This window comes from Bacillus sp. Brlt_9, assembly GCF_051948935.1.
Lineage (GTDB): Bacteria > Bacillota > Bacilli > Bacillales > Bacillaceae_G > Bacillus_A.
The window spans coordinates 37151-61521 of the sequence record NZ_JAYJLO010000006.1 but is presented as its reverse complement, the minus strand read 5'-3'; the positions used below and the strand labels follow the sequence as shown (position 1 = coordinate 61521).

Genomic DNA, 24371 nt, shown 5'->3' with positions numbered 1-24371 from the left:
TTGGCTAAAATACATATACTTTATATATTGTATCATACGATATTTTGTTCGTGTTATAAAATTCAGAAATAGAAGACTTTGTGTTAGAAAGAGAGGGAGAAAATGGACGTTGTTAGAAGATTAGAACAAGCTGAATACTACGTAGACCTACTATTTAAAATGATTGATGAAGAAAAGTGTCCATTTTATTCTTTAATCATAAAGAAAAAAGCTCGTAAAAAAGATATTGAACGTATACTACATCTTTGTGAAATACTGAACGAGCAATATGTAGTGGAGAAAGCAGAAGGGCTTCTTCTGTTCGATGCGCTGTTAGATCAATTTGAAAAAGCGCTTCCACATCAGCTCGAAGTACACGAAACTGCGGAAGCGCTAGCAAAACAAGGTTTATTTAAGCCGCTTATGAATGAATTCCTAAGCATGATTGCGAAAAAATAAATAGATTACTTCTTAACTAACTTCTGATCGGATTCCATAAAGTTCTCATCAATATCTTCTAATGATTTCTCAAAAATATCGATAAATTCTTGTCCGTAAATATTACGCAGGATTGCAATCAGTTCGATATTTTCTGGGAATTTCCCGTAAAAATTACGAAGTGCAAGAGCCCCATTAAACACGGAATTATTTTCGGGATTATACTCCTCCATTAAGCGAAGTAGTAATTCTTCCCCTTTGTCTGTAATTTCAATGTACGTATTTCGTTTATCATCTTCTTTTTTCGAGAATACAAGATAGCCGCGTTCTTCCAGCTTTTTCGAGAAGTTAAACGCCGTTGATACGTGCATAACTCCAAACTTAGCAATCTCAGAAATAGAAGCCCCTTTTAAATGATAAGCGATTGATAGAATGTGATGCTCATTAATGTTTAAATCGTAAGGCTTGATCCACTGTTGCCAATCTTTCTCTACACATTTCCATAACGCTTTCGATAATTGAGCAATGCGTTGGCTGAAAATCATCGCTTCTTTTACCGAGTAATCTTTTTCTCCACTTTTCATTTACTCACCCACTTTAACATTCTTTTTCATTACTATCTATTATGCCAGTAAAATAAAAATTAATAAAGTCTTTTTGTGAGAATTGTGAAAATTTTTTGGAAAAATGACATTCTATACAAATCATGCATAACTATGGAAGCGTTTTATGAGTCGCGAAGACATGCGTTGTCCATACATGTTAAGTGATAACATATATTGTAAATGCATAAAAACACGGCATATCTGTGTGATATGCCGTGTTAAGGTCAATTTATATAAAAAATATTTGTTATATGCAAAAAACTAAGCAGGAATTTGTTTACGCTTTTTCCGGAACAGCTTCTTGTAGTTTCTCAATTGATTTTTGAATATCCAAAATCTCTTGTTCAATGTGTCGTTTGTTTTGAGAAATGTCTTGCTTCCAGTTTGAAAGCGTATCTTGCATATCGTCTTTTAATTCTTGAAACACTTCTTTACCTTCTGAAGCAGTTTCAACGATTTGACGTTTTAATAATTTTGTATCAGCTGTAATATCAGCTAAAGTCTTTTTAATATCAGTTCCTTTTTCTTTCAGCTTACCACGCATAGTTTTACCTGAAGAAGGAGTAGAGAAAAGAACAGCTAGTCCAGCAACTGCTCCGCCGCAAATGACACCTGTAATAAAGGATTTAGCTTTTGACATAAAAGGAAACCTCCTTATTTTTTGTTCGTATTCATGATGTGAAAAAATATGCATATCTTTAAGACAAGGGAAAGAAAAGTGTGCAGTGCACAGTCCCTGGCATCTTGAGTGAAGAAACAAGCCGTGCAATATTTAATCACTTTAGGAAAGTGGCTTGTTATGTATTACTTCTTATTATAGTGTCACTATTTCACACTATTTGCAATTGTACTTGCGATGTTTTGTAAATTTTCCATTGTGTATTCATTTTGATGTGATTTCCAAACAGCACCGAAACCATCGTTTTCACCGTAGCGTGGAATTAAATGAAGGTGGAAGTGGAACACAGTTTGTCCAGCTTTTTCACCGTTATTGTTAAGTAGGTTAAAGCCAACTGGATTAAACTCTGCTTTAATCGCATTTGCGATTTTTGGAACGACAGAAAAAATGTGTGATGCGATTTCTGGCGTTAACGCAAAAATGTCTTGTTTGTGAACTTTTGGAATAACAAGAGTATGTCCTTTTGTTACTTGACTAATATCTAAAAATGCAAGCACATGTTCATCTTCGTAAACTTTTGAGCAAGGGATTTGCCCGTCAATAATTTTACAAAAAATACAATTGTCCGCTGTATGATTCATTGATCTCATCCTTTCGAATATCCTTAGCCGTATTTTACCATAATTACATAAGAGAACAAACACGAAAAACAGGAAGCTGACTCAGCTTCCTGTTTTCTGAAGAGGGATTGAAAAAGCATTATCGTAATTTACGTTTCGCAGACACCTCATTTATTTAAGAAATGCACGGTAAATCGGCTAAAGTTTCTGCCGTAGACACCCCATTTTCAAGTGAAATGAATTGCAATCTTTATAAAGGGAAATTGTTTATTTTTTAAAACAGTATATGCTCTTTCGGAGACACCCCGTTTCTAAAATGAAACAAATGATCTGGTTATGTGTAAATTTCTTTGTCCAACATGGACACCCCATTTCATGATGACTTCACTATGTTGTTGTACTCATCAATTGGTGGTTGCTTTTTCAATGTGTTCCTTCTTCACTAATTATGATGTCCGCTTTCGTAAAAATATATGCGAACAAATTTAAATTTTTTTTGAAGGCATCGATACTATGTAGTACAGCGCTATTTTTGGTAAGATGAATATAGAATGAATACTAATGAAGAAAGTGGTGTCGTATGAGCGAGTTATTGCGTGTAGAAAATGTTACAGGAGGATATACGAAACGACCTGTACTAAAAGATGTTTCGTTCTCTGTTAATAAAGGCGAACTTGTCGGCTTAATCGGTTTAAATGGAGCGGGTAAAAGTACGACGATTAAACATATTATCGGTTTAATGGAACCGAAAAAAGGAACTGTCACAATTAATGGGAAAACAATTCGTGACGACATGACAGCGTACCGTTCTAGTTTTTCGTTCATCCCAGAAACACCAGTATTATATGATGAGCTAACGCTAGAAGAACATTTGAAGTTAACAGCGATGGCGTACGGTGTAGATGAAAAACAATATGAAGAACGCGTAGGACAACTATTACAAGAATTTCGTATGAAAAATCGTTTAAAATGGTTTCCGTCTCATTTCTCAAAAGGGATGAAACAAAAGGTAATGATTATGAGTGCGTTTTTAGTGGAGCCATCTCTTTACATTGTGGACGAACCTTTCGTTGGGCTTGATCCGTTAGCAATTCAATCACTCCTTCAAATGATGGATCAAATGAAAAAGAGCGGTGCAGGTATTTTAATGAGTACACATATTTTAGCGACAGCAGAGCGTTATTGTGATTCATTCATTATTCTGCATCAAGGTGAGGTAAGAGCGAAGGGAACATTATCTGAACTGCAATCACAGTTTAATATGCCAGGTGCAACGCTAGACGATATTTATATTGCATTAACGAAGGAAGAAGATTATGAATAGCACAGCATTATGGAAAGAACGATTTCGTCACTTTCTAAAAGAAGTTCGTACATATAGTAAATACGTATTTAATGATCATTTAAAATTTATTTTCGTATTCATCATCGGCGCAGGAGCGTATTATTACCAGCAATGGTTACAAACGTTAACACCTTCGTTCCAAACTGCACTCGTGATGGCAGTATTAATTGGACTCGTTTTAACGGCTGGATCGATTCAAACGTTATTGAAAGAAGCAGACCTCGTGTACTTACTGCCAGTTGAAGAAAAGTTAAAACCTTACTTCACAAAGGCATTTCTCTTTACGTTTATGATTCAGTTATACATAATCGCAATTGTAGCGGCAGCGCTTGCTCCGTTATATTTCCAGCAAATGAAGCAAACTGGAGCGGCTTACATATGGATTGTACTCGCGTTTGTCATTGTAAAAGCGTGGAACTTATTCGTCGCGTGGGAAAAGTCATTTTTAACAGACCAAAATATACAAAGAGCAGATTGGTTCATTCGTTTTATTTTAAACGGCTTATTTGTATACTTCCTTGTAGAGCGTACTTCCGTTATGTTTATTGGCGGAATCGTCCTTCTCATGGTGTTATACCTTGTGATGCTGCATCAAATGGTGAAAGGAAAGCCGCTAAACTGGGAGTATTTAATTTCTGAAGAAGGTAAGAAGATGATGCTGCTGTACCGCATCGCGAATATGTTCGTTGATGTACCAGCATTAAAAGAAAGAGTAGCACGGAGAAAATGGCTTGATTTCATTCTTTCAATGATTGGTGAAAAGCGTACATATTTATACTTATATACGAGAACGTTTTTACGATCTGGTAACTATTTTGGCTTATATGTGCGCCTGCTCGCTCTTGGCGGAGTTATTCTTTACTTCATTCCGTTTTTATATGGACGATTTATCGTAAGCCTTATTTTCCTATACTTAATCGGTTATCAGCTATTAACTTTATGGAAGCATCACCGCATGAAGATTTGGCTTGATTTGTATCCGGTCGGGGGAGAAGAGAAGAAGAAAGATTTTCTTACTTTATTAAATGCAATTCTTCTTACTGGCAGCGTTGTATTTACAGGTATATTTGCTCTTGCGACGAAAGATTTCATGATGACGGGAATTTTATTAGTCGTAAGCATACTATTTAGTATCGGTTTCGTTTATCAATACGGGGCGAAACGTATTGAGCGTTTAAATTGAAGGGAATGAACCTATGATTACATATGAAGAAAAGGTTATAAAAGAACTGGAGCAGTGGAAAGCTACATTCATGAAAGATTCTTCTATGATGACACGGTTCTCTAAGAAAGTGCAGACGAAAGTACAACAGCTTATTCCGGCGAAAGTGCAAAAAGTATTAACGGAAACGATTCGGATGATGGTGCAAACGATTAGTGCCGGATCAAACTTCATAAAGCCAAAATTAAAAGAGACGAACTGGTCATTGCAAAGAAGAGACGACGAAGTACGTAAAAAAATGGATGAGTACAAAAAAATAGCAGCGGCAGAAGGAGCAGGGACGGGAGCTGGCGGTATTCTCCTTGGCCTTGCTGACTTTCCGCTTTTACTCGGCATTAAAATTAAATTTTTATTCGATGCAGCAACACTGTACGGATTTGACACGAGCGACAAAGAAGAGCGCCTTTTTATCCTTCACGTTTTCCAACTTGCCTTTTCAAGTGACGACCACCGAAAAGAAATATGGAAAGCAATTGAAACGTGGGATACAGAAGAAGAAAATCATATGGACTGGGAAAAGTTCCAAACAGAGTACCGAGACTATATCGATTTAGCAAAAATGCTTCAGCTCGTACCAATAATCGGTGCCCCGGTCGGCGCATATGCAAACTATCAATTACTGCAACGACTTGGAGAAGTAACGATGAATTGTTATCGTATGCGATTATTGAATAAGGATTAACAAGAAAGCATCCTAAATTGTGATTTAGGATGCTTTTTATTTTTTCTTTCTTATAAGGAACACTCCTGAATGAAAGAAGCAAACTTAAATAGTTATGTTGAAATGAAACCGTTAGATTTATTGTTTTAAATCAAAACCTTCAGATGTGGAAATGGAACCGATGTGATAATCATTAGCGTATTCAACATCTGCCGAGAATGTTTTAATAGGTTCAAATCAATCTAGGTTTTTAAGAATTATTTGAGGGGCTCCTTTTGAAAATAAAAATAGACACCTTATTGTTAGGTGCCCAAAAGTTTGATACATTGCTTCTAAATTTTTAACGTTAGAAGTTGAGCTTATTGAATATTGATCTCATCCTTTATATACATATGAAATAATTGGAATTAATATAAAGGGCCAACAAAAATATACTTTATTTTCATATTAATTTCAGTCATCATAACTAATACTTTTAACCTTATTTTTATAATTTATATCTGCAGTTATTTTACGGTTTGGATTATTTGTTACATGACCTGATACAAAAATCACCCAAAAATCTGAGGGGGCGGATTCCACTCTTGTCACTGTGACACCTAGCTTTTTATCTTCTTTAAAATGTTGGATTGCGATCTTTGTCGCTTTTTTTTTTAATGCTATTTCCTCATTTTTTTATCCATATTGTATTATTTTTTTAGAGAAAAATTCGTTGAAACAGAACCAACATTATAATTATTATTGTAATCTATTGTAGCAGTGAATTCCTTGCTTTCATCATCTTTGATATGACCAGTTATGAAGACTGATTCTAGATCATTAGAAGGGAACCTGTAATCAGTAATAGTTACATCTAAATTTTGTTTCTCTTTAAAGTAATTAATTGTTTTTTCTGTTGCTTTATCTACTATTTGTTTTTTTTTTATTATTTTCCTGCATATTACATCCCCCAATTATTGTACTTACAAAGATAAAAAAGACAAAAAAGGTAAATTTTCGGATTTTAATTCTCATGTTTACCCTCCGTTAATGTTGTTCTATAATTTAGAATATACTAAATATCCCGAGGGGGGGAATATTTTGGATAGCAAAAATACACAAGAAGTGTTAGATTTAAGCTTTTATCGAATGGCTAAAGATGCGTATAAATCAGATAAAGAGTTAAGAAATGAAATTACAGTGAATAATGCGAATGATGATAATTTACAAACATGGAAGGTCCGTGAAACATTCCACGACAAACAAACCGGAATGGATGCAGTAGTCTTTGAACGAGATGCCGATGGGAAAAAGCAAGTTATGGTAGCTTTCCGAGGAACAGAAGGGGATAAAATTATAGAGAAAAACTCTTTAGGCATTTCGATGAAGCCAAGGAAGGTATGAAGGATTTAAAAACAGATACAAGTCATTTTGTTAAGAAAAAATTTCATATGCTAAAATATTTTACGTAAAAAAGACACTCTAGTGAGTGTCTAATGATTATTCTTTTAATTTTAGATTTTTAGAGTATGATCTAGAACTTATATTATACTCTCCACCCCCATATTCTACACCTACTCCAAACGTTTTGCTTTTATCTCCTTTAACATGTCCATCTATAAATACAGTTTGAAAATCATTGGGGGAGAACTCATGTCCTGTAATTACTACATCTAGCTCCTCTCTTTCTTTAAAATATTTAATGGTTACCTCTTCTGCCTTTGCTACTATTTCTTTTTCCTCATTTGTTTTATTATTCATACTGCATCCTCCTAAAAGGATAAGTGTAAGGATAATGAATAATCTTATACCATTTTTTTCAATCAAAATCCCTCCATTAATGTTATTTTATATTTAGAATATATTAAATTATCTGGTAGTGGGGATGTTTTGAAGGAAAATGATAAAGTTTTAGATTCTAGTTATTATCAGCTGTCAAGGTTTGCTTATCGTGGTGATGAGAATTTAGGAAACAGTATTGAGGTCACCGACAACAAAGGTAATTGATGAACTAATTCATAAGGGAAAACTGATTTATTTGGTGATGAAAAAGCATGTTGGGAAGCGATGATACAGGCGGAAAAAATCTTGTTAGAAGATGGTGCAGTAGCTCCTTTCTATCAAACGGGACGCTCATACTTATAACGCTCGTCTATTAAAGGGCTTGTGACGAATGATTTTGAGGGATAATTTAATTTTAAATGGACTGAAGTTAAATAATGAAATGACATTGCGGTATGATGGTAACTAAAAAGAGCCTCTAAGGAGGCTCTTTTTTAACTAGTCCATAAAAAAGAAACTCTAGTGAGTATCTAATGACCTAGTTTTTTCATTCTAGACTTTCAGAATATGTTCTAGAAGTGACTCTATAATCACTATCTCCATATTCGACATGCACTGTAAATGCTTGAGTTTTATCGTCTTTAACATGTCCTTTTATAAAAACAGTTTGAAAATCACTCGGAGCAAATTCATATCCAGTAATTACTACATCTAGATTTTCTTTTTCCTTAAAATATTGAATGGCTGTTTCATTTGCTTTTTCAACTATTTGTTGTTCCTCATTCTTTTGATTTATAGTACATCCTCCTAAAAGGATAAGTGTAAAAATAAAGAATAATCTTATATCACATTTTTTCACGAATAATCACTCCACGAATGTTGCGTTATATTCCTCTTAACTAAATTGTATATCCACAGAATATGGTGTGGATGGGTATAAAGAAACGGGACTCTAAAGTAAAAGGTTATTAGTTTTTAAGTTTTTAATGTTAGAAGTCAGGCTGATTGAATAGTCATCCTAGCCTTTATATACACATGAAATAATTAGAATTAATATGAATGCCCAACAAAAATATATTGTATTTTCATATTATTTTCAGTCATCATAACTAATACTTTCAACCTTATATTTATCTCTATAATTTATATCTGCAGTTATTTTACGATGTGGATTATTGGTTACATGACCCGATACAAAAATTACTCCAAAATCTGCAGGGCCGAATTCGACTTTTGTCACTGTAACATCTAGTTTTTTATCCTCTTTAAAATGTTGGATTGCGATCTTTGTCGCTTTTTCTTTTAATGCTATTTCTTCATTGTTCTTTTGTTTGTTTACATACATAAACCCTCCAATAAAAAATATAATTATTATTAACAAAAATCCCTTTTTTTTCAAAAAATCACCCTCTCCTAATAATAAACTATTTATTATAGGAGTAAAAGAATGAAAGAGAGTGCAGTTTTAGATCGAATTTATTATGATTTGGCAAAGGGAGCATATAGGAATGATTTAGGTAAAAATTATGAGATAAAGGATTATACAGATCAAAAAAAAGTTTTACAAACATGGAAAGTAAGAGAAACATTCCACGACAAACAAACCGGAATGAACGCAGTGGTCTTTGGACGAGATATAAATAGGGAAAAGCAAGTTATGGTAGATTTCCGAGGGACAGAAGGGGATAAAATTATAGAGAAAAACTCTTTAGGCATTCCGATGAAGCCAGGGAAGGTATGAAGGATTTAAAAACAGATATAAATCATTTTGTTAATAAGAAAATTTATACGCTAAAATATTTTACATAAAAAAGACACCATAAAGTGTCTTTGATAGACTTGGTAACCAAGCCCTATATATTATATTAATCTTAAATATTATTAAATTTTTTTAGATTTATTATTAATAATTTAATTTAAAGTTTTCAGAACGAGATATAGAACCTACCCTATAGTCCCCATCACCAAATTCTACATCTACTGAGAATTCTTTACTTTTATCATCTTTAACATAACCATCTATAAATACAGTTTGAAAATCATTTGGAGGAAAGCTATGCCCTGTAATTACTACATCTAAATTATGTTTTTCTTTAAAATATTGAATGGTTGTTTCTTTTGCTTTATTAACAATTTGTTGTTCCTCATTCTTTTGATCTATAGTACATCCTCCTAAAAGGATAAGTGTAAAAATAATGAATAACCTTATACTATATTTTTTCACGAATAATCACTCCGTTAATAGTGCGTTATATTCCTCTGCAATAAATTTTATATTCACTGAACATTGTGTGGTGAAGCATAAAGAAAAGGCACTCTAAAGTGCCCCGATTATTAGTTTTTAAGCTCTAAATTTTTGGTGGTTGAAATAGCGCCGATATGATAATTATTTGCGTATTCAACTGAAGCGGTAAATTCTTTCGTTTTATCATTAGTCACATAGCCTGATATAGAGATAGTTTGAAAGTCTTTTGGTCCAAATTCTTGATCAGTAATTGTTACATCTAAGCCTTCTGTTTTTTTGAAATACTGAATGGTAGTTTCTGTTGCTTTATTAATGATTTGTTGTTTATCATTCTTTGGATTTATTGTACACCCTCCTAAAGTAGCAAATACTAAGATTAAAAGGAAATAAAAACTAATTTTTTTGAATTTGATAACCATTTTCTCCCTCCAATGATGTTGTCCCAGTTATTAGGATATATCATTTTTTTACAAGGAGGGAGTGTTTTGAAAGAAAATAATAAAAATACAGATGAAACCTTTTTTCGTTTATCCAAATAGGAATTGATTTGTTTTATAAAAAAGACATCCTAATCACACATTTAGGATGTCTTTTTGTTCTAATGATTAATGTTTAAAAGGAAAATTTCAGATTGTCTATTCAGTGTTTTAGGCTGAAATTAGTGGTAGAGATAGAACCGATATTATAATCATCTTTATAATCAATTGAAGTAGTAAATTTCTTATTTGTATCATCTTTGATATGACCAGTTATAAAAATAGTTTCGATGTCATTAGAAGGAAATCGATGATTCGTAATAGTCACTTCTAAATTTTCTTTTTCTTTGAAATACTGAATGGTAGTTTCTGTTGCTTTATTAACTATTTGTTGTTCTTTTTCATTTTGTCCCATGTTACACCCTCCAATCATTGTAGTTAACAGGATAAATAAAGTTAAGAAGGTATATTTTTTAATTTTTATCCCCATATATATCCTCCGAAAATGTTATTCTTATTATTAAGAATATACTAAATCATCTAGGAGGGGAATACTTTGGAGAATAAAGGGTCGGAACAATTATTAGATATAAGTTATTATCGAATGGCTCAAGATGCATATATGACAGATGAAGAGCTGGGAAGCGAAATTACAGTGAAAAATAGGAATAAAGAAACATTACAAACATGGAAAGTAGGAGAAACATTCCACGACAAACAAACCGGAATGGACGCAGTAGTCTTTGAACGAGATGTCGATGGGAAAAAGCAAGTTATGGTAGCTTTCCGAGGAACAGAAGGAGATAAAATTATAGAGAAAAACTCTCTAGGCATTCCGATGAAGCCAGGGGAAGGTATGAAGGATTTAAAAACGGATACGAATCATTTTGTATTACGAGAAGGTGTTCATGAACCAGCAGCACCTCCTGTAGCAGGGACTGAGAATGAAGGTTCAAAGAAATATTGGAATGAAGAGAATCAGCGCTGGGAAACACATAATCAATTCGAACAAGCTGAAAGGGTCGTGAAACAAGTAACGGATACATATAAGGACAGAGATGATGTGGAGATATATACGACGGGTCATTCGTTAGGGGGAGCTTTAGCGGAGTATGCAGCGGCATCTAATGATAATGTAAGATGTATGTCATGGAATGCGCCGAGTGCAAAACATTTGTTACCGCCTGATTTACAAGAAAGAGCAAATAATGGCGAGTTTAATAATAGAATTGTAAGTGTTGTTCACGGAAATGATTCAATTGGCTATGGACCATTTGGTGCATATGAAAGTCATATAGGATCGACTTATGCGGTAACCCCACCAATTTCGAAAGAAGAAATGTCAAAGCTATCATTACAGCAAAAGCTTGGGATGGAGGTTACTCGATTTTTAAATTCGATAAGTGGCCCTGGTTATCATTATCAAACAGATCAAAACTTCCGGTTTGGAGAGAATGGGTCTTTATCCAATAAATACTTGTTAAATGTAGACACGAATGAAAGAGTTTATGATTCACCAGGCGCGTTATTAGGCGGGGGAGAGATTCGTGTAGTGGTAGAGAATTTAGAACAAGCTGTAAGAGATATGAAGCGAAACGCACAAGAATTTCAAGATAGAGTACCGAGGTTAATTTCTAATATGATGACATTATTAGAAACGGCTGAAAGTAGACGGGTAGAAGCTAAAGTAAATAATATACGTGCACATGTAGAGCATTTAAGTTTTTGGTACATACGAACAGCGACGGAAATTTCAGATTTTATTGAGAAGAAAGCCGATGATTATAAGAAGACGGATCAACAATATTAAGGGAGAAGATTAAGATGCCGAGAATTTACTTAAATGAAGAAGCATTGAACCAAGCTTTACAACAATTTGACCATATGATTCAAGACTTAAATCATAATAAAAGAGTTGTAAGTAATGTACATAATTTACTTCTTTCAAGCTGGTCGCAACTTGGAGTAGGGAAAAAAGCCATTAGCCATTTAGAATCTTTTAAAAAAGATATCGAAAGAAGGATGGAAGAATTAGAGTCTGATAAAAGAGAGTTAAAGGGTGCGATTGATTTATTAAAAGCGCTGGACCAAAGCTATGATTATATGGGTCCTAAATATTAAATTACAAGAAGCACTCACAAAGGTGCTTTTTGTAGTTTAACTGGATTCAAGATTATTGTAGTCATTATTAAGGAATATGATCCTAGATCCGTAATGTAGATTGAAAAAGTAATATACAGGTTTGAATCAAACTTGCAAACGATGATTTTTTATTTTACAATTTATTTACCGACCGGTAAGTAAAAATAAGTGAGGTACAGTATGACAAAGAATTTACAAACATCGCAAAACATTGTCGAGGCATCATTTAAACTCATGGCAGAGCACGGCATTGAGAAGATGAGCCTTTCCATGATTGCGAAAGAGGTAGGTATTTCAAAACCGGCTATTTATTATCATTTTTCTTCTAAAGAAGCGTTAGTGGACTTTTTATTTGAAGAAGTTTTTTCTGGATATCATTTCGTGAGTTATTTTGATAAAGAGCAATATACAAGAGGAAATTTTGCAGAAAAGTTAATCGCAGATGGTTTACATATGCTCTCTGAGTATGAAGGACAAGAAGGAATACTACGTGTCATAAATGAATTTATCGTAACTGCGGCGCGAAATGAAAAGTATCAGAAACGCTTATTTGAAATACAAGAAGAGTTTTTAAATGGTTTCCACGATCTATTGAAGAAAGGCGCGGGACTAGGCGTTGTGTCACAAGATGCAACGGAAGAAAACGCTCATACGCTAGCGCTTGTGATCGATAATATGAGTAATTACATGCTCATGGGATTCCAGTTAAAGTATAAAGAAATTTGGATTCGAAATGTGAAAAACGTCATGAAGGAGGAATAAAAGTGAAAATGAAAAAAAACTGGTGGCTCGGTTTTCTTGGATTTATTGGAGTGTATAAAATTCCAGGTATGATTGAAGTTTTTCAAGCGGATGGAAGTTGGATGAAACTAATAGGTTTCATTTGGCTACTTTGGTTCGGATATTTTATTCCGGAGAAGAAAGAAGATTAAATTACAATTTTCTGTAAAGTTATGTAAAATATAGATTGAGACTATTCATATATTAGATTACTAGATTTGGAGTGGTTACATGGATCCATTGAAAAATGAAATTCATCCTGACATGGTCAAGGTGTGGAAAGTTCGTGCTGTAATTGAAGAAGGGATCGGTATTCTCGTCATTTTAGCTTACCTTTTCCTCATGATAAAGTTTGATTGGTGGGCATGGATTTTGTATGTGATGATTGGGCTAACAGTTGCATTCGCGCCATTTTCGTACTTCTTATTCCCAAAACTACGTCAACGTTATTACAGCTACCAACTAAATGAAGAAGAACTTGAAATTCAGCACGGTCTTTTCGTCGTAAAGCGCGTATTAGTACCGATGATTCGTGTACAGCACGTGACGATTGAACAAGGACCGATTATGAGAAAATATGGTTTAGCAGAATTACATATTTCTACAGCGGCAACTTCTCACAGCATCCCAGGCTTAACGATGTATGAAGCAGAAATGTTGAAAACGAAAATCGCAGAATTGGCGAAAGTGAGTGATGAGGATGTATAAGAGGCAGCATCCGATCACGATGTTATTAGAGTTGAAAATAACAGACTTTGTACCACTCATTATTTTCATGTTTAGTTTAAACGGAAAATTCCCGTTTTGGTATTTAATTCCCGCTGCATTCGGTTTACTCACCGTCTTTTCAGCGTTTGAAAAATGGTATTACACAACGTATTGGGTTGAAAATAACGTATTACATGTGAAACAAGGGCTCTTTGTGAAGAAGGAGAGCTACTTAAATAAAGAACGTGTGCAAACAATTAATACAAGTTCTAACGTGTTATATCAAATTCTTGGCTTAAAGAAAATTCAAATCGAAACAGCTGGTGGGGGCGACGATGCAGAAGTTAGCTTAGCTGGTATTACAGTAGAAGAGGCAACAGAGCTTATTACTTTGCTAAATGAGCCAACTCCAGAAGTGAAAGCAGAAGAAACGTTAGACGAAGCAGTAGAAAATACAGAAGAAAAACAAATCGTTACAGAAGAGAAACAATCGACAGAATATAAATTAACTTGGAAAGAAATTTTACTAGCATCTGTTACATCTGGTCAGTTTGGACTATTATTCTCATTAATCTTTTTCGTATATCATCAAGTAGATGAGTACATTCCGAAATGGATCGAGAATGGCGTAAAGTCGTATGTAATGGACCACGATATATATGGCTTGATTTTCATGGTAGCCATTTTGATTGTCCTTTCGTGGATTATATCGACAATCGGTTATGCGCTAAAACATGGAGATTTCACGGTGAATCGAAGGAATGATGAAGTCCGCATTTCGCAAGGATTACTTGAGAAAAAAGAACTCGTCCTAAAATTGCACCGTATTCAAGGTATTACGATAAAAGAAAGTATTTTACGTCAGCCATTCGGTTATTGCGCTGTGCAAGTAGAAGTCATTCAAAGTAAAGGACTGGGTGACGAAAAAGAAAAAGTTACACTGCATCCTATCATTCGAAAAGATCGTGTACAACAGTTACTCGCACATTTACAATTACCATACGAACTGAATACAAACATTATTTCATTACCAAAATCAGCATTGCGTCGTTACTTAATTGATAGTTTTATATTCTTCGCAATGCTAGCAATCCCGCTTATTGGAATAAGTATATACTCTGAAAAGTACTTCATCATGTGGGCATTAATTCCGCTCGCGATTCTCATCTTTATACTTGGATACGCAACATTTAAAACAAATGGTTACAGTGTAAACGGAGAGCAAATTACGCTTGTATATCGCAGCGTCGGAAAATATACAGGACTTGTTAGAAGAAGACACGTCCAATCAATGGAAAAGACACAATCCTATTTCCAGCGCCGTGCAAGTTTATGTACGTATAAGTTCTCTAACGCATCATCGAATTATAAATTAGAGCATACGAGAGTAGAAGATGCGGGGAGAATGCAGGATTGGTATAAGAAGGAATTAAGTGAGGATTAACTTGAAAAAGCTTGCCTATTATGAAAGGCAGGCTTTTTTTATTATAGGAAAATGAGGGGCTTAATCCATATATTAGTATAGCTACAGCGCACATATATCAAAAAAGTAGTATACTTCTATTTCAGGGAAATCTGTGGAATTTTTGATATAAATGGTATACTAATATAGAAAAAATATTAGGAGGCTATATATGATAAGTCAGTTAAAAAGAGAAGCACTTGATGCATTAAAAGGAAAATGGGGATTAGCGGTAGGGGCAACCTTATTAGTCGGAATCCTTATTGGGGCTGTTGAAATGCTAACCACAGGTATTTTCTCGATGTTTTGGGGCTGGGAAGAAGCAAATGAGTCGCTTACGGTAACTATTATTGCAATGTTTATTATCGGTCCGTTAACAGTGGGTGCTTCTTATTTTGTTTTAAATGTAATTCGTGGGACTAATGCTCGTATTGGTCATATATTTAGATGGTTTAACGATGGAAGTAAGTTTATGAAATCGTTTTTAACATATTTACTAATGAATGTGTACTTAATTCTATGGACATTACTTCTTATTATTCCAGGTATTATTAAATCATTTTCTTATTCTATGACATATTTTATTTTGAATGATCACCCAGAATATACAGCGAATCAAGCGATTACTGAAAGTCGTCGTATGATGAATGGACATAAAATGGATTACTTTTTACTATGCTTAAGCTTCTTAGGTTGGTTCATTTTAAGTATTCTTACTTTAGGAATCGGTTTCTTATGGTTAGTACCATATTTCTACACGACATCAGCTGCATTTTATGAAGAGATTTCAAAAGAATATTATAAAAAAGAAGATACTAATTTCTAATAACCACCTGGCCCCTAAAGAATATAGGGCAAAGATATTTTAGATGTTCTGTTTACGGGGATTACTTCAGGATAAGGTATAGAATTCCGCCCTCTATGTTTTAGCATAGAGGGCTATTTTTTAATGTGAAAATAATGAATAATATATGTGGAAGGAAAAGCGAGGTGAATGAGAGTGAGCAAATTTTTAATACCGTATTCATTTTCTATATTAAGTTTCTTTATTTCAGCAACGGCACTTGATTTATATGATAGGATGGGAAACAATAGTGAGCTGGTTTCGCCGAACTTACTTGGTAAAATAATTCAATCTACTGCGCAAATGGGAGTCCTTACATTGTATTTTGGAGTACCTATCATTTTAGGTGGCTGTCTACTTGGTGAACTATTGTTTAGATTTATCATTTTACGATTTAAACTAAGCTATATTATATCTTTATTATTATATTTACTTTTAGCTTTTACTATTGTTTCCGTAACGGTTGGAATTCCAACTACATATGAAGATTCTAATACTACTTTCATGGTAATAACTATGATTTGCGCTGGTACATTCTTTATGGGCCGGAATATATGGGAGAAAAAATAAATGAATGATGGAGTGACAGAATGAAATATACATGTCCATGCTGCGGGTATAGAACAATAGAAGAAGAACCGCCGGGTACATATGAAATTTGCAGCATATGTTATTGGGAAGATGATGGGGTTCAGTTTAATGACCCTGACTATGAAGGCGGGGCAAATGAAGTCTCGTTAAGACAAGCACAGAAAAACTTCATTGCATTTGGTGCTTGTGATGAATGTTTTGTGAAATCAGTTAGAAAGCCGACTAGTGAAGATGTGAAGGATGCTAGTTGGAAGCAAATTTGTTAAATAGCTTGAAATAAAAATGTTATTACTCGATGTAAACAGGAGTAATAACATTTTTTTATGTAGTGAATAAAGAATTAACGCCGTCTTACAAGATAAAACAGTAAAGATGATACAGTAATAGGAAGGCCTGTTTCCAGAAAAGCTTCTAAATAAAAGGATAGAAAATCTCTGTTGTTAAACCACATAAAGAAGAAATGATTGTAGGAAATACCTAACAATGTAAATAAAGGAATACCAATTTTTAATTCGTGACTTCCTTTTATTTTTCTATAACAAAATTCACCTATTAAACAACCGATAAGAACAGGGATGCTTCCAAGAATTGAAAACATAATAATAGATACCCAAATCGGCCCCCATGAATCTGCATAATTTGGAACGCGTGTATACTGTAAAACGTTCACAATGATAGAAAAAACCAGTAAGCATATTAAATAACTAATAGAAAATTTTTTCAATGGAATCATCCTTATAAAATTTCACTTTATTTTTATGAAAATATAAACCTCTTTAAATTATAGATTAGATATATAAGGATAATCAATTTTTATACATTTCGTGTTTATGGATATATTTTCAACGAACATAAAAGTATAGATGTATAGTCAACTTTGTATATTTAATGTTATCATATTGAATGATATGGAAATTTTTAATAGAAGAAGCAACGAACAATTCAAAGGCGATGAAGCTTTTGTTGTATTAAGAAAATGTCTATTATTACTCAGCGATATTAAAAATAAGATACGTATTTATATAAATTTAGTAGAAATGGGGTTTTAAAAAGGAATGAGTATAAGTATAACACGGCAAAAGATTTTAGCAGCTGCTTCTCAAATTGTCCAATGTAAAGGGGTTGTTAAATTAACCTTAGAAGCGGTAGCAAAAGAGGCGGGGATAAGTAAAGGTGGATTGTTGTATCACTTTTCAACTAAAGAAGCTTTAATAGAGGGTATGATACTCAAAGGGACGGAGGAGTGTCAAGACGCTATTCACAATAAAGTAGCGGAAGACTTAGAGAAGAAAGGAAGGTGGGTACGTTCTTTTGTAGAGGAAAGATTAAGTAATGAGAGAAGAGTAGAAGAGCTGGGGAGTAGTATGATGGCAGCATTAATGCTAAAACCTGAATTACTTGAACCGTTACAACAATCATTTCAGCAACTGCAACATAAAATAGAAAATGATGAGATAGATTCGGTTTGTGCCACAATTATTAGATTAGCAGCAGATGGATTATGGTATTCGGAATATTTAGGGGTTGGGAGACTAAGCCCCGAATTAAGAGAAAAAGTGATTCAAGTTCTTATTAATAATTCATATAAATAGTATATACGAACTATATAATTCACCATTACTTATTTAATGTAGTGGTGAATTATTTTTTTTGTTAGAAAAATAGAACAATTATACAAAGTGTTGAATTATAACCGTCCAGACGGTATAGTAATATTTGGGTTAAGAGGAAAATGAAACAAAAAAAGAATAAAAGATATTTTTAGCACACTATTCGAAAGGATAGGTCGCAAAGCTTAGAGTCTACGGTAATACATATTGGTTACTAAGATCGTCTGGTTGCACATTTTTGATGCAACCGGACGGTCTTTTTTTGTTGTATAAATATAAAAAATAGGAGGGAATTATACAAATGAAAAGTAATAAAAGACATATTTCAATGGTTTCATTAGTTTTTCTAGTATTATTTTCAGTGCTAAATGTGTGGGCCCCAGTTATTCAAGCTGCTGTGATGAAAAGTCCAGTGGATGAAATTAATGTTTCCCGTACTGATGGCACGACATCTGAACCATATCAAGCCTCGGATGGCATGAAAGTAGAAGTGAAGTGGTCAGCTAAAGAAAAAATAAAAAGTGGAGATCAATTCACAATTGATATGCCAAAAGAGTTTCGAAAAGACCTTATGAATATGAGTTTTCCTTTAAAAGATGCTGAAGGGAAAATAGTTGGTACATGTGAGATGAAAAAGGGTGTATTGACATGTACGATGGGTGATTACGTAGAAGGAAAGAATAACGTTAAAGGTTCTTTATTCGTGGAATTCTACTTTGGTCTAGAAGCATATGATGGTGTTAAAAAAATCCCATTAGAATTTAACGTGGATGGTCAAATCGTAAATAAAGAAGTAAGTGTAAATAATACGACAGAGAGACCGAAGCCGCAGCCCAATACAGATAATTTATTGAAATGGGGTTCTTATAATCAAGAAGATCCGTCCATTGCTGATTGGCTTGTATATGTAAATGCAACTGGAACAGAAATGCAAGATCTTAAATTAACAGACACATTGGGACCTGGGCATGAATTAATTACAGATAGTTTAGTATTAGAAGAGGCTGTCTTTGAAGATGGCTATGCAGCAACAAATATTAAGCCAGCAGATTTATCTAAAATTAAAATTAATGCAACGAAAGCTGGATTTACAATTGAATTTCCGGACAGTTCAAAAGGTTATATTTTAAGATACAAAACAAAAATTACTAATCCTGCTGCAAAGCCTCATAAAAATACTGTGAAATTAGAAGGTAAAAATATTGTAACTGAAGAAAAAGTTGGAGAAGTATTCGTAAGTGGTGGGGGAGGAACCGGTTCAGGTGACGATAATCCACCTAGCATTGAAAAAAATATAGTTGATGAGAATGGTAAACTTGTAGAGAATCAGCAGTTAACACAAATCGATCAAGCTATTCAATACCAAGTTGGTACACATATACCGAAAGAACCGCCTAATTATACGTCAATGATAATTAGTGATGATTTAGAAGATGTCTTAGAAGTATTAGAGGCAAAAGTGTATGATCAAAATGGCCAAGATATTACTTCTAAAGGAACGTTAAATATAGATAAACAAAGAAGTGAAGTAACATTTACGTTTGGTGAGAATTTTGACTATAAATCATATGAAGACCAGGTAATTAACCTCGGTATTAAGGCGAAAATTAAAGCTAATGCAGATTTATCTTCTTACGTAGATAAGAAGATTCCTAATAAAGCGGAATTACATTTTGATGATGAAACATTAACATCAAAAGAAGTAACTGTTACGCCGCCTGAAGCCCCAAAAGACGGTACAGTATCGATTCATAAAATAGATTCTGAGAATCCGAACAAAGGGTTAAAAGGTGCCGAATTTGAAGTTCGAAATAGTGCAGATGAAGTTGTTGCAAAACTGAAAACGGACGAAAAAGGTTTTTCAGTACCTCAAACTTTAGCTCCTGGGACGTATAAAGTTTATGAAACAGTAGCGCCAGAAGGATATCAAAAATTAACAAGTCCAGTAGAGGTTACACTTCAAGCTGGAGAAACAAAAACAATTGAAATTAAAAATACTATGCAAAAGGGTCAAATTGAAGTAAAGAAAATTGATTCGGAAAATGGTGAAAAACCATTAGCAAATGCAGAGTTTGATATAGTAAAAGACGCTGTAGTAATCGAACATATTGTTACAGATAAAGATGGTAAGGCAATCTCTAAACCGTTAGCACCAGGAAAATATATTTTAAAAGAAACGAAAGCGCCTGAAGGATACCAATTAAAAGAAACAGAGTTCGAAGTAAACGTAACAGGGGACGGCATATTCCCAATACAAGTGGAAAATGCAATGGTAGACAAAGGTAATATAGAAATTACAAAAGTAGACAAAGAAAACGGGGCAGTATTAGCCGGTGTCGAATTTGAAGTCCAAGATGAGAAAGATGGAGTAGTAAGAAAAGTAGTAACAGATAAAGATGGAAAAGCAAACGTTTCAGATCTATCAGTAGGAAAGTACAAATTAGTAGAGACGAAAAGCTTACCAGGTTACAAAAAGCTAACAGAACCAGTACCATTTGAAATTAAAAAAGGTATGACAAAAGCTTTATCAATAAAAATAGAAAATGAGCAGTTAGACAAAGGCTCAGTAGAAATTACAAAAGTAGATAAAGATAGTAAAGCACCATTAAAAGATGTTGTATTTGAGGTACGTGATTCAAAAGGAAAAGTAGTAAGAAAAGTAACAACAGATAAAGACGGGAAAGCGAAAGTTTCAGATCTATCAGTAGGAAAATATGAATTAGTAGAAACGGAAAGCTTACCAGGTTACAAAAAACTAACAGAACCAGTATCATTTGAAATTAAAAAAGGTATGACGAAAGTCCTATCAGTGGAAGTAGAGAATGAACAGCTAGATAAAGGTTCAGTAGAAATTACAAAAGTAGATAAAGACAGCCAGAAAGCATTAAAAGGCGTAGTTTTCGAAGTACGAGATGAAAAAGATAAAGTAGTAAAAGAAGTAACAACAGATAAAGATGGAAAAGCAACAATTGCTAATTTATCAGTAGGAAAGTATAAATTAGTAGAAAAAGAAAGTTTACCAGGTTATAAGAAATTAATAGAGCCGGTATCGTTTGAAATTACAAAAGGCATGACCGAGATCTTATCATTAAAAATAGAAAATGAAATGGTAGATACGGGAAATGTAGAGATAACAAAGGTAGATAAAGATAATAAAGCACCGCTAGCGGGAGTAACATTCATCGTCCAAGATGAAAAGGGTAATGAAGTTAAAAAAGTAACGACAGATAAAGATGGAAAAGCAAATGTTTCAGATTTACCTGTAGGAAAGTATGAATTAGTAGAGGTAGAAAGTTTACCAGGTTATAAAAAGCTAGAAAAACCAGTATCATTTGAAATCAAAAAAGGCATGACCGAAGTTCTATCATTAAAAGTAGAAAATGAAATGGTGGATACAGGGAATGTAGAGATAACAAAAATAGATAAAGATAGTAAAGTGCCATTAGAAAATGTTGTATTTGAAGTACGTGATTCAAAAGGAAAAGTAGTTAAAAAAGTAACAACAGATAAAGAAGGAAAAGCAAACGTTTCAGATTTATCTATCGGGAAGTATGAGTTGGTGGAGGTAGAAACACCAGCAGGATACAAACCACTTGAAAAACCAATTTCATTCGAAATTGAAAAGGGTAGAGTAACAGCGTTAAAGCTAACAGTCGAAAATGAATTAGTGGATACAGGAAATGTAGAAATTACAAAAGTAGATAAAGAAAATAAGGGTGCTTTAGCTGATGCAGTCTTTGATATTCAAGATGAAGCAGGACAAGTAGTCGCTAAAATAACGACAGATAAAAAAGGTCAAGCACAAGTTACTAATTTATCAGTTGGCACATACAAGTTAGTAGAAGTAAAGGCACCAAAAGGATATAAAAAATTAGTAGATCCGATTATTTTCCAAATTGAAAAAGGCATGACAAAACCTCTTGCTTTAACAGTAGAGAACGAACTGTTAGATAAAGGTTCAGTAGAGATTACAAAAGTGGACAAAGAAAGTGGCGCAGTATTAGCGGGCGTAACATTCGAAGTGCAAGATGAAAAAGATAAAGTAGTAACAAAAGTAACGACAAATAAAGAAGGAAAAGCAAACGTTGCAGATTTATCAGTAGGGAAATATAAGCTAGTAGAGGTAGAAAGCTTACCAGGATATAAAAAACTAGCGAAACCAGTATCGTTTGAAATTAAAAAAGGTATGACAGAAGTTTTATCACTAACAGTAGAGAATGAACAGTTAGATAAAGGTTCAGTAGAAATTACAAAAGTAGATAAAGATAGTCAGAAAGCATTAGAAGGCGTAGTCTTTGAAGTGCAAGATGAAAAAGGAAAAGTAGTAATGAAAGTGACAACAGATAAGGAAGGAAAAGCAAACATTTCAGACCTATCTGTAGGGAGTTACAAATTAGTAGAAGTAGAAAATTTACCAGGCTACAAAAAACTAACAGAATCAGTATCGTTTGAAATTAAAAAAGGTATGACAGAAGTCTTATCACTAAAAGTAGAGAATGAACAGTTAGATAAAGGTTCAGTAGAAATTACAAAAGTAGATAAAGATAGTCAGAAAGCATTAGAAGGCGTAGTCTTTGAAGTGCAGGATGAAAAAGGCAAAGTAGTAACGAAAGTAACAACAGATAAAGAAGGGAAAGCGAAAGTTTCAGATCTATCAGTAGGAAAATACAAATTAGTAGAAACGGAAAGCTTACCAGGTTACAAAAAACTAACAGAATCAGTATCATTCGAAATCAAAAAAGGTATGATAGAAGTTTTATCACTAACAGTAGAGAATGAGCAGTTAGACAAAGGCTCAGTAGAAATTACAAAAATGGCTGCTGAAAGTAAGAATGTATTATCAGGGGCAGTGTTTGAAGTTCATGACGAAAAGGGCAAAGTAGTAACGAAAGTAACAACAGATAAAGAAGGAAAAGCGAAAGTCTCAGACTTATCTGTAGGTAACTACACACTTGTAGAAGTAGAAGCACCAAAAGGTTATGAAAAATTAACTAATCCAATTCCATTTGAAATTACAAAAGGGATGATAAGCTCAGTTCAATTAGAAGTATTAAACAAACTGACCTCTTTAGCACCACCAGGCCCAGAGAAACCAGAAACAACGGATCCAGAGAAACCAGAAACAACGGATCCAGAGAAACCAGAAACAACGGATCCAGAGAAACCAGAAACAACGGATCCAGAGAAACCAGAAACAACAGATCCAGAGAAGCCAGAAACAACGGATCCAGAGAAACCAGAAACAACAGATCCAGAGAAACCAGAAACAACGGATCCAGAGAAACCAGAAACAACGGATCCAGAGAAACCAGAAACAACGGATCCAGAGAAACCAGAAACAACGGATCCAGAGAAGCCAGAAACAACGGATCCAGAGAAACCTGGAACACCAAATTCGGAGAAACCTGGAACACCGAATCCAGAAAAACCTGGAGCACCAGATCCAGGAAAACCAGAAAAGATGAATCCAGAAAAACCTGAAAAAGAATTACCGAAGACAGGACAGAAAATGCCTGTGGAACCATATATGGGAGCACTTCTTATCATGATGAGTTTTGGATTGCTCGTATTAGGTAGAAAACAGCAGAGATAATAAAAGTGAAAAGGTATCCTCAAAGTATTTGAGGATACCTTTTTTTGTTTTCTTTTACATAAAAAGGTGTTTAGCAAAAGAACTCGATACAAATAAAAACAAAAAGGAAGACAAAGTTCGTCCTATTTCCTTAATGCAGTTATATCAAAAAATTTAGCTATATGTATGTAATGTGAAAGTAAAAAGATTAAAGGCCTTCGCAATGTTTGGATGAAAAAAGAGTTATCTTTGTAATTAATTTGAGTACTTTAGGAAAGAAGTCTATTTCCTAAAGTACTCAAAGGATGATAGTCCAATAGCAGACGGGAGATGAAACTCGTTTTAGTACAGTATTAGCACCTTAAAATGTAGATAGGGGAAAATAATGTAAAAAAAACTATTGTATATTTAAAACCCTTATGTTACATTTGTGTTACATAAAAGTTACAAACGGTAACTTATGTTACGTTTTGTTTTCTTTTGTTTTTATTTATGTTACGAAAATATGTAAAGCTAAAAAATAGCAACCTAAAAATAGTTTTTCTATGTGTATAAGAGTGTGTGTAGTAAAGAGCCTGGTGAGAGCTTTACGCACATTATTAAAATTCCTTTCTGTCTTTAAAAGAAGAAGAAAACCAACTACCAACTATTTAGGAGTTTTAAGTAATGATAGTAAATGAAATGTACTTCC

The 24371-nt window shown here is 33.8% G+C and carries 25 protein-coding genes, 5 pseudogenes and 1 riboswitch; of the genes and pseudogenes, 18 read left to right on the top strand and 12 right to left on the bottom strand.

Annotation, left to right across the window (positions count from 1 at the left end):
* Positions 1 to 102 precede the first annotated feature (102 nt).
* Complete coding sequence (locus tag VF726_RS22180) at positions 103 to 438, top strand: DUF1878 family protein (protein ID WP_000383646.1); 336 nt, start codon at positions 103 to 105, stop codon at positions 436 to 438.
* Between the two features lie 5 nt (positions 439 to 443).
* On the opposite strand, the gene VF726_RS22175 is transcribed toward VF726_RS22180, so the two are convergent.
* From VF726_RS22175 to VF726_RS22165, 3 genes are all read right to left on the bottom strand, one after another.
* Complete coding sequence (locus tag VF726_RS22175; protein WP_000834923.1) at positions 444 to 1001, bottom strand: HTH-type transcriptional regulator Hpr; 558 nt, start codon at positions 999 to 1001, stop codon at positions 444 to 446.
* A 298-nt stretch (positions 1002 to 1299) separates the two neighbouring features.
* On the bottom strand, positions 1300 to 1662 hold the full coding sequence (locus tag VF726_RS22170; protein ID WP_440172155.1) for a YtxH domain-containing protein: 363 nt from the start codon (positions 1660 to 1662) through the stop codon (positions 1300 to 1302).
* Positions 1663 to 1847: 185 nt separating this feature from the next.
* On the bottom strand, positions 1848 to 2282 hold the full coding sequence (locus VF726_RS22165) for an HIT family protein (protein ID WP_001016840.1): 435 nt from the start codon (positions 2280 to 2282) through the stop codon (positions 1848 to 1850).
* A gap of 559 nt (positions 2283 to 2841) precedes the next feature.
* On the opposite strand from VF726_RS22165, the gene ecsA reads away from it, so the two are divergent.
* From ecsA to ecsC, 3 genes are read left to right on the top strand one after another with little or no spacing between them, the layout of a single operon-like run.
* Complete coding sequence (gene ecsA, locus VF726_RS22160) at positions 2842 to 3585, top strand: ABC transporter ATP-binding protein EcsA (protein WP_001292603.1); 744 nt, start codon at positions 2842 to 2844, stop codon at positions 3583 to 3585.
* Positions 3578 to 4789, top strand: a complete 1212-nt coding sequence (gene ecsB, locus VF726_RS22155; protein ID WP_440172152.1) for an ABC transporter permease EcsB — start codon at positions 3578 to 3580, stop codon at positions 4787 to 4789. The genes ecsA and ecsB overlap by 8 nt, the downstream gene beginning before the upstream one ends.
* A gap of 13 nt (positions 4790 to 4802) precedes the next feature.
* Entirely contained in the window at positions 4803 to 5510 is a 708-nt protein-coding gene (ecsC, locus tag VF726_RS22150) for an ecs operon protein EcsC (RefSeq protein WP_000634125.1), read from the top strand.
* A gap of 117 nt (positions 5511 to 5627) precedes the next feature.
* Here ecsC and VF726_RS22145 read toward each other — a convergent pair.
* Positions 5628 to 5714: pseudogene (locus VF726_RS22145) on the bottom strand (DUF1433 domain-containing protein); the annotation flags it as partial.
* A 464-nt stretch (positions 5715 to 6178) separates the two neighbouring features.
* Positions 6179 to 6503, bottom strand: a pseudogene (locus VF726_RS22140) (DUF1433 domain-containing protein).
* 114 nt (positions 6504 to 6617) lie between these two features.
* Here VF726_RS22140 and VF726_RS22135 point away from each other — a divergent pair.
* Positions 6618 to 6913 (top strand): annotated as a pseudogene (locus VF726_RS22135) (lipase family protein); the annotation flags it as partial.
* 55 nt (positions 6914 to 6968) lie between these two features.
* Here VF726_RS22135 and VF726_RS22130 read toward each other — a convergent pair.
* Positions 6969 to 7229 carry a hypothetical protein gene (locus tag VF726_RS22130; RefSeq protein ID WP_001060877.1) on the bottom strand — a complete coding sequence of 87 codons (261 nt, stop codon included), beginning with the start codon at positions 7227 to 7229 and terminating at the stop codon, positions 6969 to 6971.
* A gap of 229 nt (positions 7230 to 7458) precedes the next feature.
* Here VF726_RS22130 and VF726_RS22125 point away from each other — a divergent pair.
* Positions 7459 to 7658, top strand: a pseudogene (locus tag VF726_RS22125) (peptide ABC transporter substrate-binding protein); the annotation flags it as partial.
* Positions 7659 to 7797: 139 nt separating this feature from the next.
* On the opposite strand, the gene VF726_RS22120 reads toward VF726_RS22125, so the two are convergent.
* Both VF726_RS22120 and VF726_RS22115 read right to left on the bottom strand, forming a co-directional pair.
* Entirely contained in the window at positions 7798 to 8109 is a 312-nt protein-coding gene (locus VF726_RS22120) for a hypothetical protein (RefSeq protein ID WP_327977914.1), read from the bottom strand.
* 237 nt (positions 8110 to 8346) lie between these two features.
* A complete protein-coding gene (locus VF726_RS22115) occupies positions 8347 to 8649 on the bottom strand; it encodes a hypothetical protein (RefSeq protein ID WP_440172150.1) in 303 nt (100 codons plus the stop codon).
* 48 nt (positions 8650 to 8697) lie between these two features.
* Here VF726_RS22115 and VF726_RS22110 point away from each other — a divergent pair.
* Positions 8698 to 9023, top strand: a pseudogene (locus VF726_RS22110) (lipase family protein); the annotation flags it as partial.
* A 130-nt stretch (positions 9024 to 9153) separates the two neighbouring features.
* Here the strand turns inward: VF726_RS22110 and VF726_RS22105 are convergent.
* From VF726_RS22105 to VF726_RS22095, 3 genes are all read right to left on the bottom strand, one after another.
* Entirely contained in the window at positions 9154 to 9474 is a 321-nt protein-coding gene (locus VF726_RS22105; protein WP_103627463.1) for a hypothetical protein, read from the bottom strand.
* Positions 9475 to 9584: 110 nt separating this feature from the next.
* The gene (locus tag VF726_RS22100; protein ID WP_103627462.1) at positions 9585 to 9914 is read right to left on the bottom strand and encodes a DUF1433 domain-containing protein; all 330 of its coding nucleotides are present in this window, start codon (positions 9912 to 9914) and stop codon (positions 9585 to 9587) included.
* 220 nt (positions 9915 to 10134) lie between these two features.
* Complete coding sequence (locus tag VF726_RS22095) at positions 10135 to 10461, bottom strand: hypothetical protein (protein WP_000511535.1); 327 nt, start codon at positions 10459 to 10461, stop codon at positions 10135 to 10137.
* Positions 10462 to 10575: 114 nt separating this feature from the next.
* On the opposite strand from VF726_RS22095, the gene VF726_RS22090 reads away from it, so the two are divergent.
* From VF726_RS22090 to VF726_RS22050, 9 genes are all read left to right on the top strand, one after another.
* On the top strand, positions 10576 to 11781 hold the full coding sequence (locus VF726_RS22090; RefSeq protein WP_440172523.1) for a lipase family protein: 1206 nt from the start codon (positions 10576 to 10578) through the stop codon (positions 11779 to 11781).
* A gap of 14 nt (positions 11782 to 11795) precedes the next feature.
* On the top strand, positions 11796 to 12092 hold the full coding sequence (locus VF726_RS22085) for a hypothetical protein (protein WP_440172146.1): 297 nt from the start codon (positions 11796 to 11798) through the stop codon (positions 12090 to 12092).
* Positions 12093 to 12293: 201 nt separating this feature from the next.
* A complete protein-coding gene (locus tag VF726_RS22080; protein WP_042515605.1) occupies positions 12294 to 12875 on the top strand; it encodes a TetR/AcrR family transcriptional regulator in 582 nt (193 codons plus the stop codon).
* Between the two features lie 2 nt (positions 12876 to 12877).
* Complete coding sequence (locus tag VF726_RS22075) at positions 12878 to 13045, top strand: hypothetical protein (protein WP_063546726.1); 168 nt, start codon at positions 12878 to 12880, stop codon at positions 13043 to 13045.
* A gap of 79 nt (positions 13046 to 13124) precedes the next feature.
* The gene (locus tag VF726_RS22070) at positions 13125 to 13601 is read left to right on the top strand and encodes a PH domain-containing protein (protein WP_000371356.1); all 477 of its coding nucleotides are present in this window, start codon (positions 13125 to 13127) and stop codon (positions 13599 to 13601) included.
* Complete coding sequence (locus VF726_RS22065; RefSeq protein WP_440172142.1) at positions 13594 to 15045, top strand: PH domain-containing protein; 1452 nt, start codon at positions 13594 to 13596, stop codon at positions 15043 to 15045. Before VF726_RS22070 ends, VF726_RS22065 begins: the two co-directional genes overlap by 8 nt.
* Positions 15046 to 15235: 190 nt before the next feature.
* Positions 15236 to 15889 (top strand): DUF975 family protein, encoded by a 654-nt coding sequence (locus tag VF726_RS22060; RefSeq protein WP_098130013.1) that lies wholly within the window; start codon positions 15236 to 15238, stop codon positions 15887 to 15889.
* Between the two features lie 168 nt (positions 15890 to 16057).
* Entirely contained in the window at positions 16058 to 16477 is a 420-nt protein-coding gene (locus VF726_RS22055) for a hypothetical protein (RefSeq protein WP_440172139.1), read from the top strand.
* Between the two features lie 20 nt (positions 16478 to 16497).
* Complete coding sequence (locus VF726_RS22050; protein WP_440172137.1) at positions 16498 to 16764, top strand: CPCC family cysteine-rich protein; 267 nt, start codon at positions 16498 to 16500, stop codon at positions 16762 to 16764.
* Positions 16765 to 16838: 74 nt separating this feature from the next.
* On the opposite strand, the gene VF726_RS22045 is transcribed toward VF726_RS22050, so the two are convergent.
* Positions 16839 to 17222, bottom strand: a complete 384-nt coding sequence (locus VF726_RS22045; RefSeq protein WP_440172135.1) for a hypothetical protein — start codon at positions 17220 to 17222, stop codon at positions 16839 to 16841.
* A 331-nt stretch (positions 17223 to 17553) separates the two neighbouring features.
* Between VF726_RS22045 and VF726_RS22040 the strand changes: the two genes are divergently transcribed.
* Positions 17554 to 18090, top strand: coding sequence for a TetR/AcrR family transcriptional regulator (locus VF726_RS22040; protein ID WP_440172132.1), 537 nt, complete (start codon positions 17554 to 17556; stop codon positions 18088 to 18090).
* A 161-nt stretch (positions 18091 to 18251) separates the two neighbouring features.
* Positions 18252 to 18344, top strand: a riboswitch (cyclic di-GMP riboswitch).
* Positions 18345 to 18403: 59 nt separating this feature from the next.
* On the top strand, positions 18404 to 23701 hold the full coding sequence (locus tag VF726_RS22035; RefSeq protein ID WP_440172521.1) for a SpaA isopeptide-forming pilin-related protein: 5298 nt from the start codon (positions 18404 to 18406) through the stop codon (positions 23699 to 23701).
* Positions 23702 to 24371: the final 670 nt, after the last annotated feature.

What these genes read in the sequence shown, in the direction of transcription:
- VF726_RS22175 (WP_000834923.1), bottom strand. Translation starts at nt 1,001, where the DNA reads ATGAAAAGTGGAGAAAAAGATTACTCGGTAAAAGAAGCGATGATTTTC.
- ecsC (WP_000634125.1), top strand. Translation starts at nt 4,803, where the DNA reads ATGATTACATATGAAGAAAAGGTTATAAAAGAACTGGAGCAGTGGAAA.
- VF726_RS22090 (WP_440172523.1), top strand. Translation starts at nt 10,576, where the DNA reads ATGGCTCAAGATGCATATATGACAGATGAAGAGCTGGGAAGCGAAATT.
- VF726_RS22040 (WP_440172132.1), top strand. Translation starts at nt 17,554, where the DNA reads ATGAGTATAAGTATAACACGGCAAAAGATTTTAGCAGCTGCTTCTCAA.
- VF726_RS22050 (WP_440172137.1), top strand. Translation starts at nt 16,498, where the DNA reads ATGAAATATACATGTCCATGCTGCGGGTATAGAACAATAGAAGAAGAA.
- VF726_RS22130 (WP_001060877.1), bottom strand. Translation starts at nt 7,229, where the DNA reads ATGAATAATAAAACAAATGAGGAAAAAGAAATAGTAGCAAAGGCAGAA.
- VF726_RS22165 (WP_001016840.1), bottom strand. Translation starts at nt 2,282, where the DNA reads ATGAATCATACAGCGGACAATTGTATTTTTTGTAAAATTATTGACGGG.
- VF726_RS22065 (WP_440172142.1), top strand. Translation starts at nt 13,594, where the DNA reads ATGTATAAGAGGCAGCATCCGATCACGATGTTATTAGAGTTGAAAATA.
- VF726_RS22060 (WP_098130013.1), top strand. Translation starts at nt 15,236, where the DNA reads ATGATAAGTCAGTTAAAAAGAGAAGCACTTGATGCATTAAAAGGAAAA.
- ecsB (WP_440172152.1), top strand. Translation starts at nt 3,578, where the DNA reads ATGAATAGCACAGCATTATGGAAAGAACGATTTCGTCACTTTCTAAAA.
- ecsA (WP_001292603.1), top strand. Translation starts at nt 2,842, where the DNA reads ATGAGCGAGTTATTGCGTGTAGAAAATGTTACAGGAGGATATACGAAA.
- VF726_RS22170 (WP_440172155.1), bottom strand. Translation starts at nt 1,662, where the DNA reads ATGTCAAAAGCTAAATCCTTTATTACAGGTGTCATTTGCGGCGGAGCA.
- VF726_RS22055 (WP_440172139.1), top strand. Translation starts at nt 16,058, where the DNA reads ATGAGAGTGAGCAAATTTTTAATACCGTATTCATTTTCTATATTAAGT.
- VF726_RS22095 (WP_000511535.1), bottom strand. Translation starts at nt 10,461, where the DNA reads ATGGGGATAAAAATTAAAAAATATACCTTCTTAACTTTATTTATCCTG.
- VF726_RS22085 (WP_440172146.1), top strand. Translation starts at nt 11,796, where the DNA reads ATGCCGAGAATTTACTTAAATGAAGAAGCATTGAACCAAGCTTTACAA.
- VF726_RS22100 (WP_103627462.1), bottom strand. Translation starts at nt 9,914, where the DNA reads ATGGTTATCAAATTCAAAAAAATTAGTTTTTATTTCCTTTTAATCTTA.
- VF726_RS22180 (WP_000383646.1), top strand. Translation starts at nt 103, where the DNA reads ATGGACGTTGTTAGAAGATTAGAACAAGCTGAATACTACGTAGACCTA.
- VF726_RS22080 (WP_042515605.1), top strand. Translation starts at nt 12,294, where the DNA reads ATGACAAAGAATTTACAAACATCGCAAAACATTGTCGAGGCATCATTT.
- VF726_RS22070 (WP_000371356.1), top strand. Translation starts at nt 13,125, where the DNA reads ATGGATCCATTGAAAAATGAAATTCATCCTGACATGGTCAAGGTGTGG.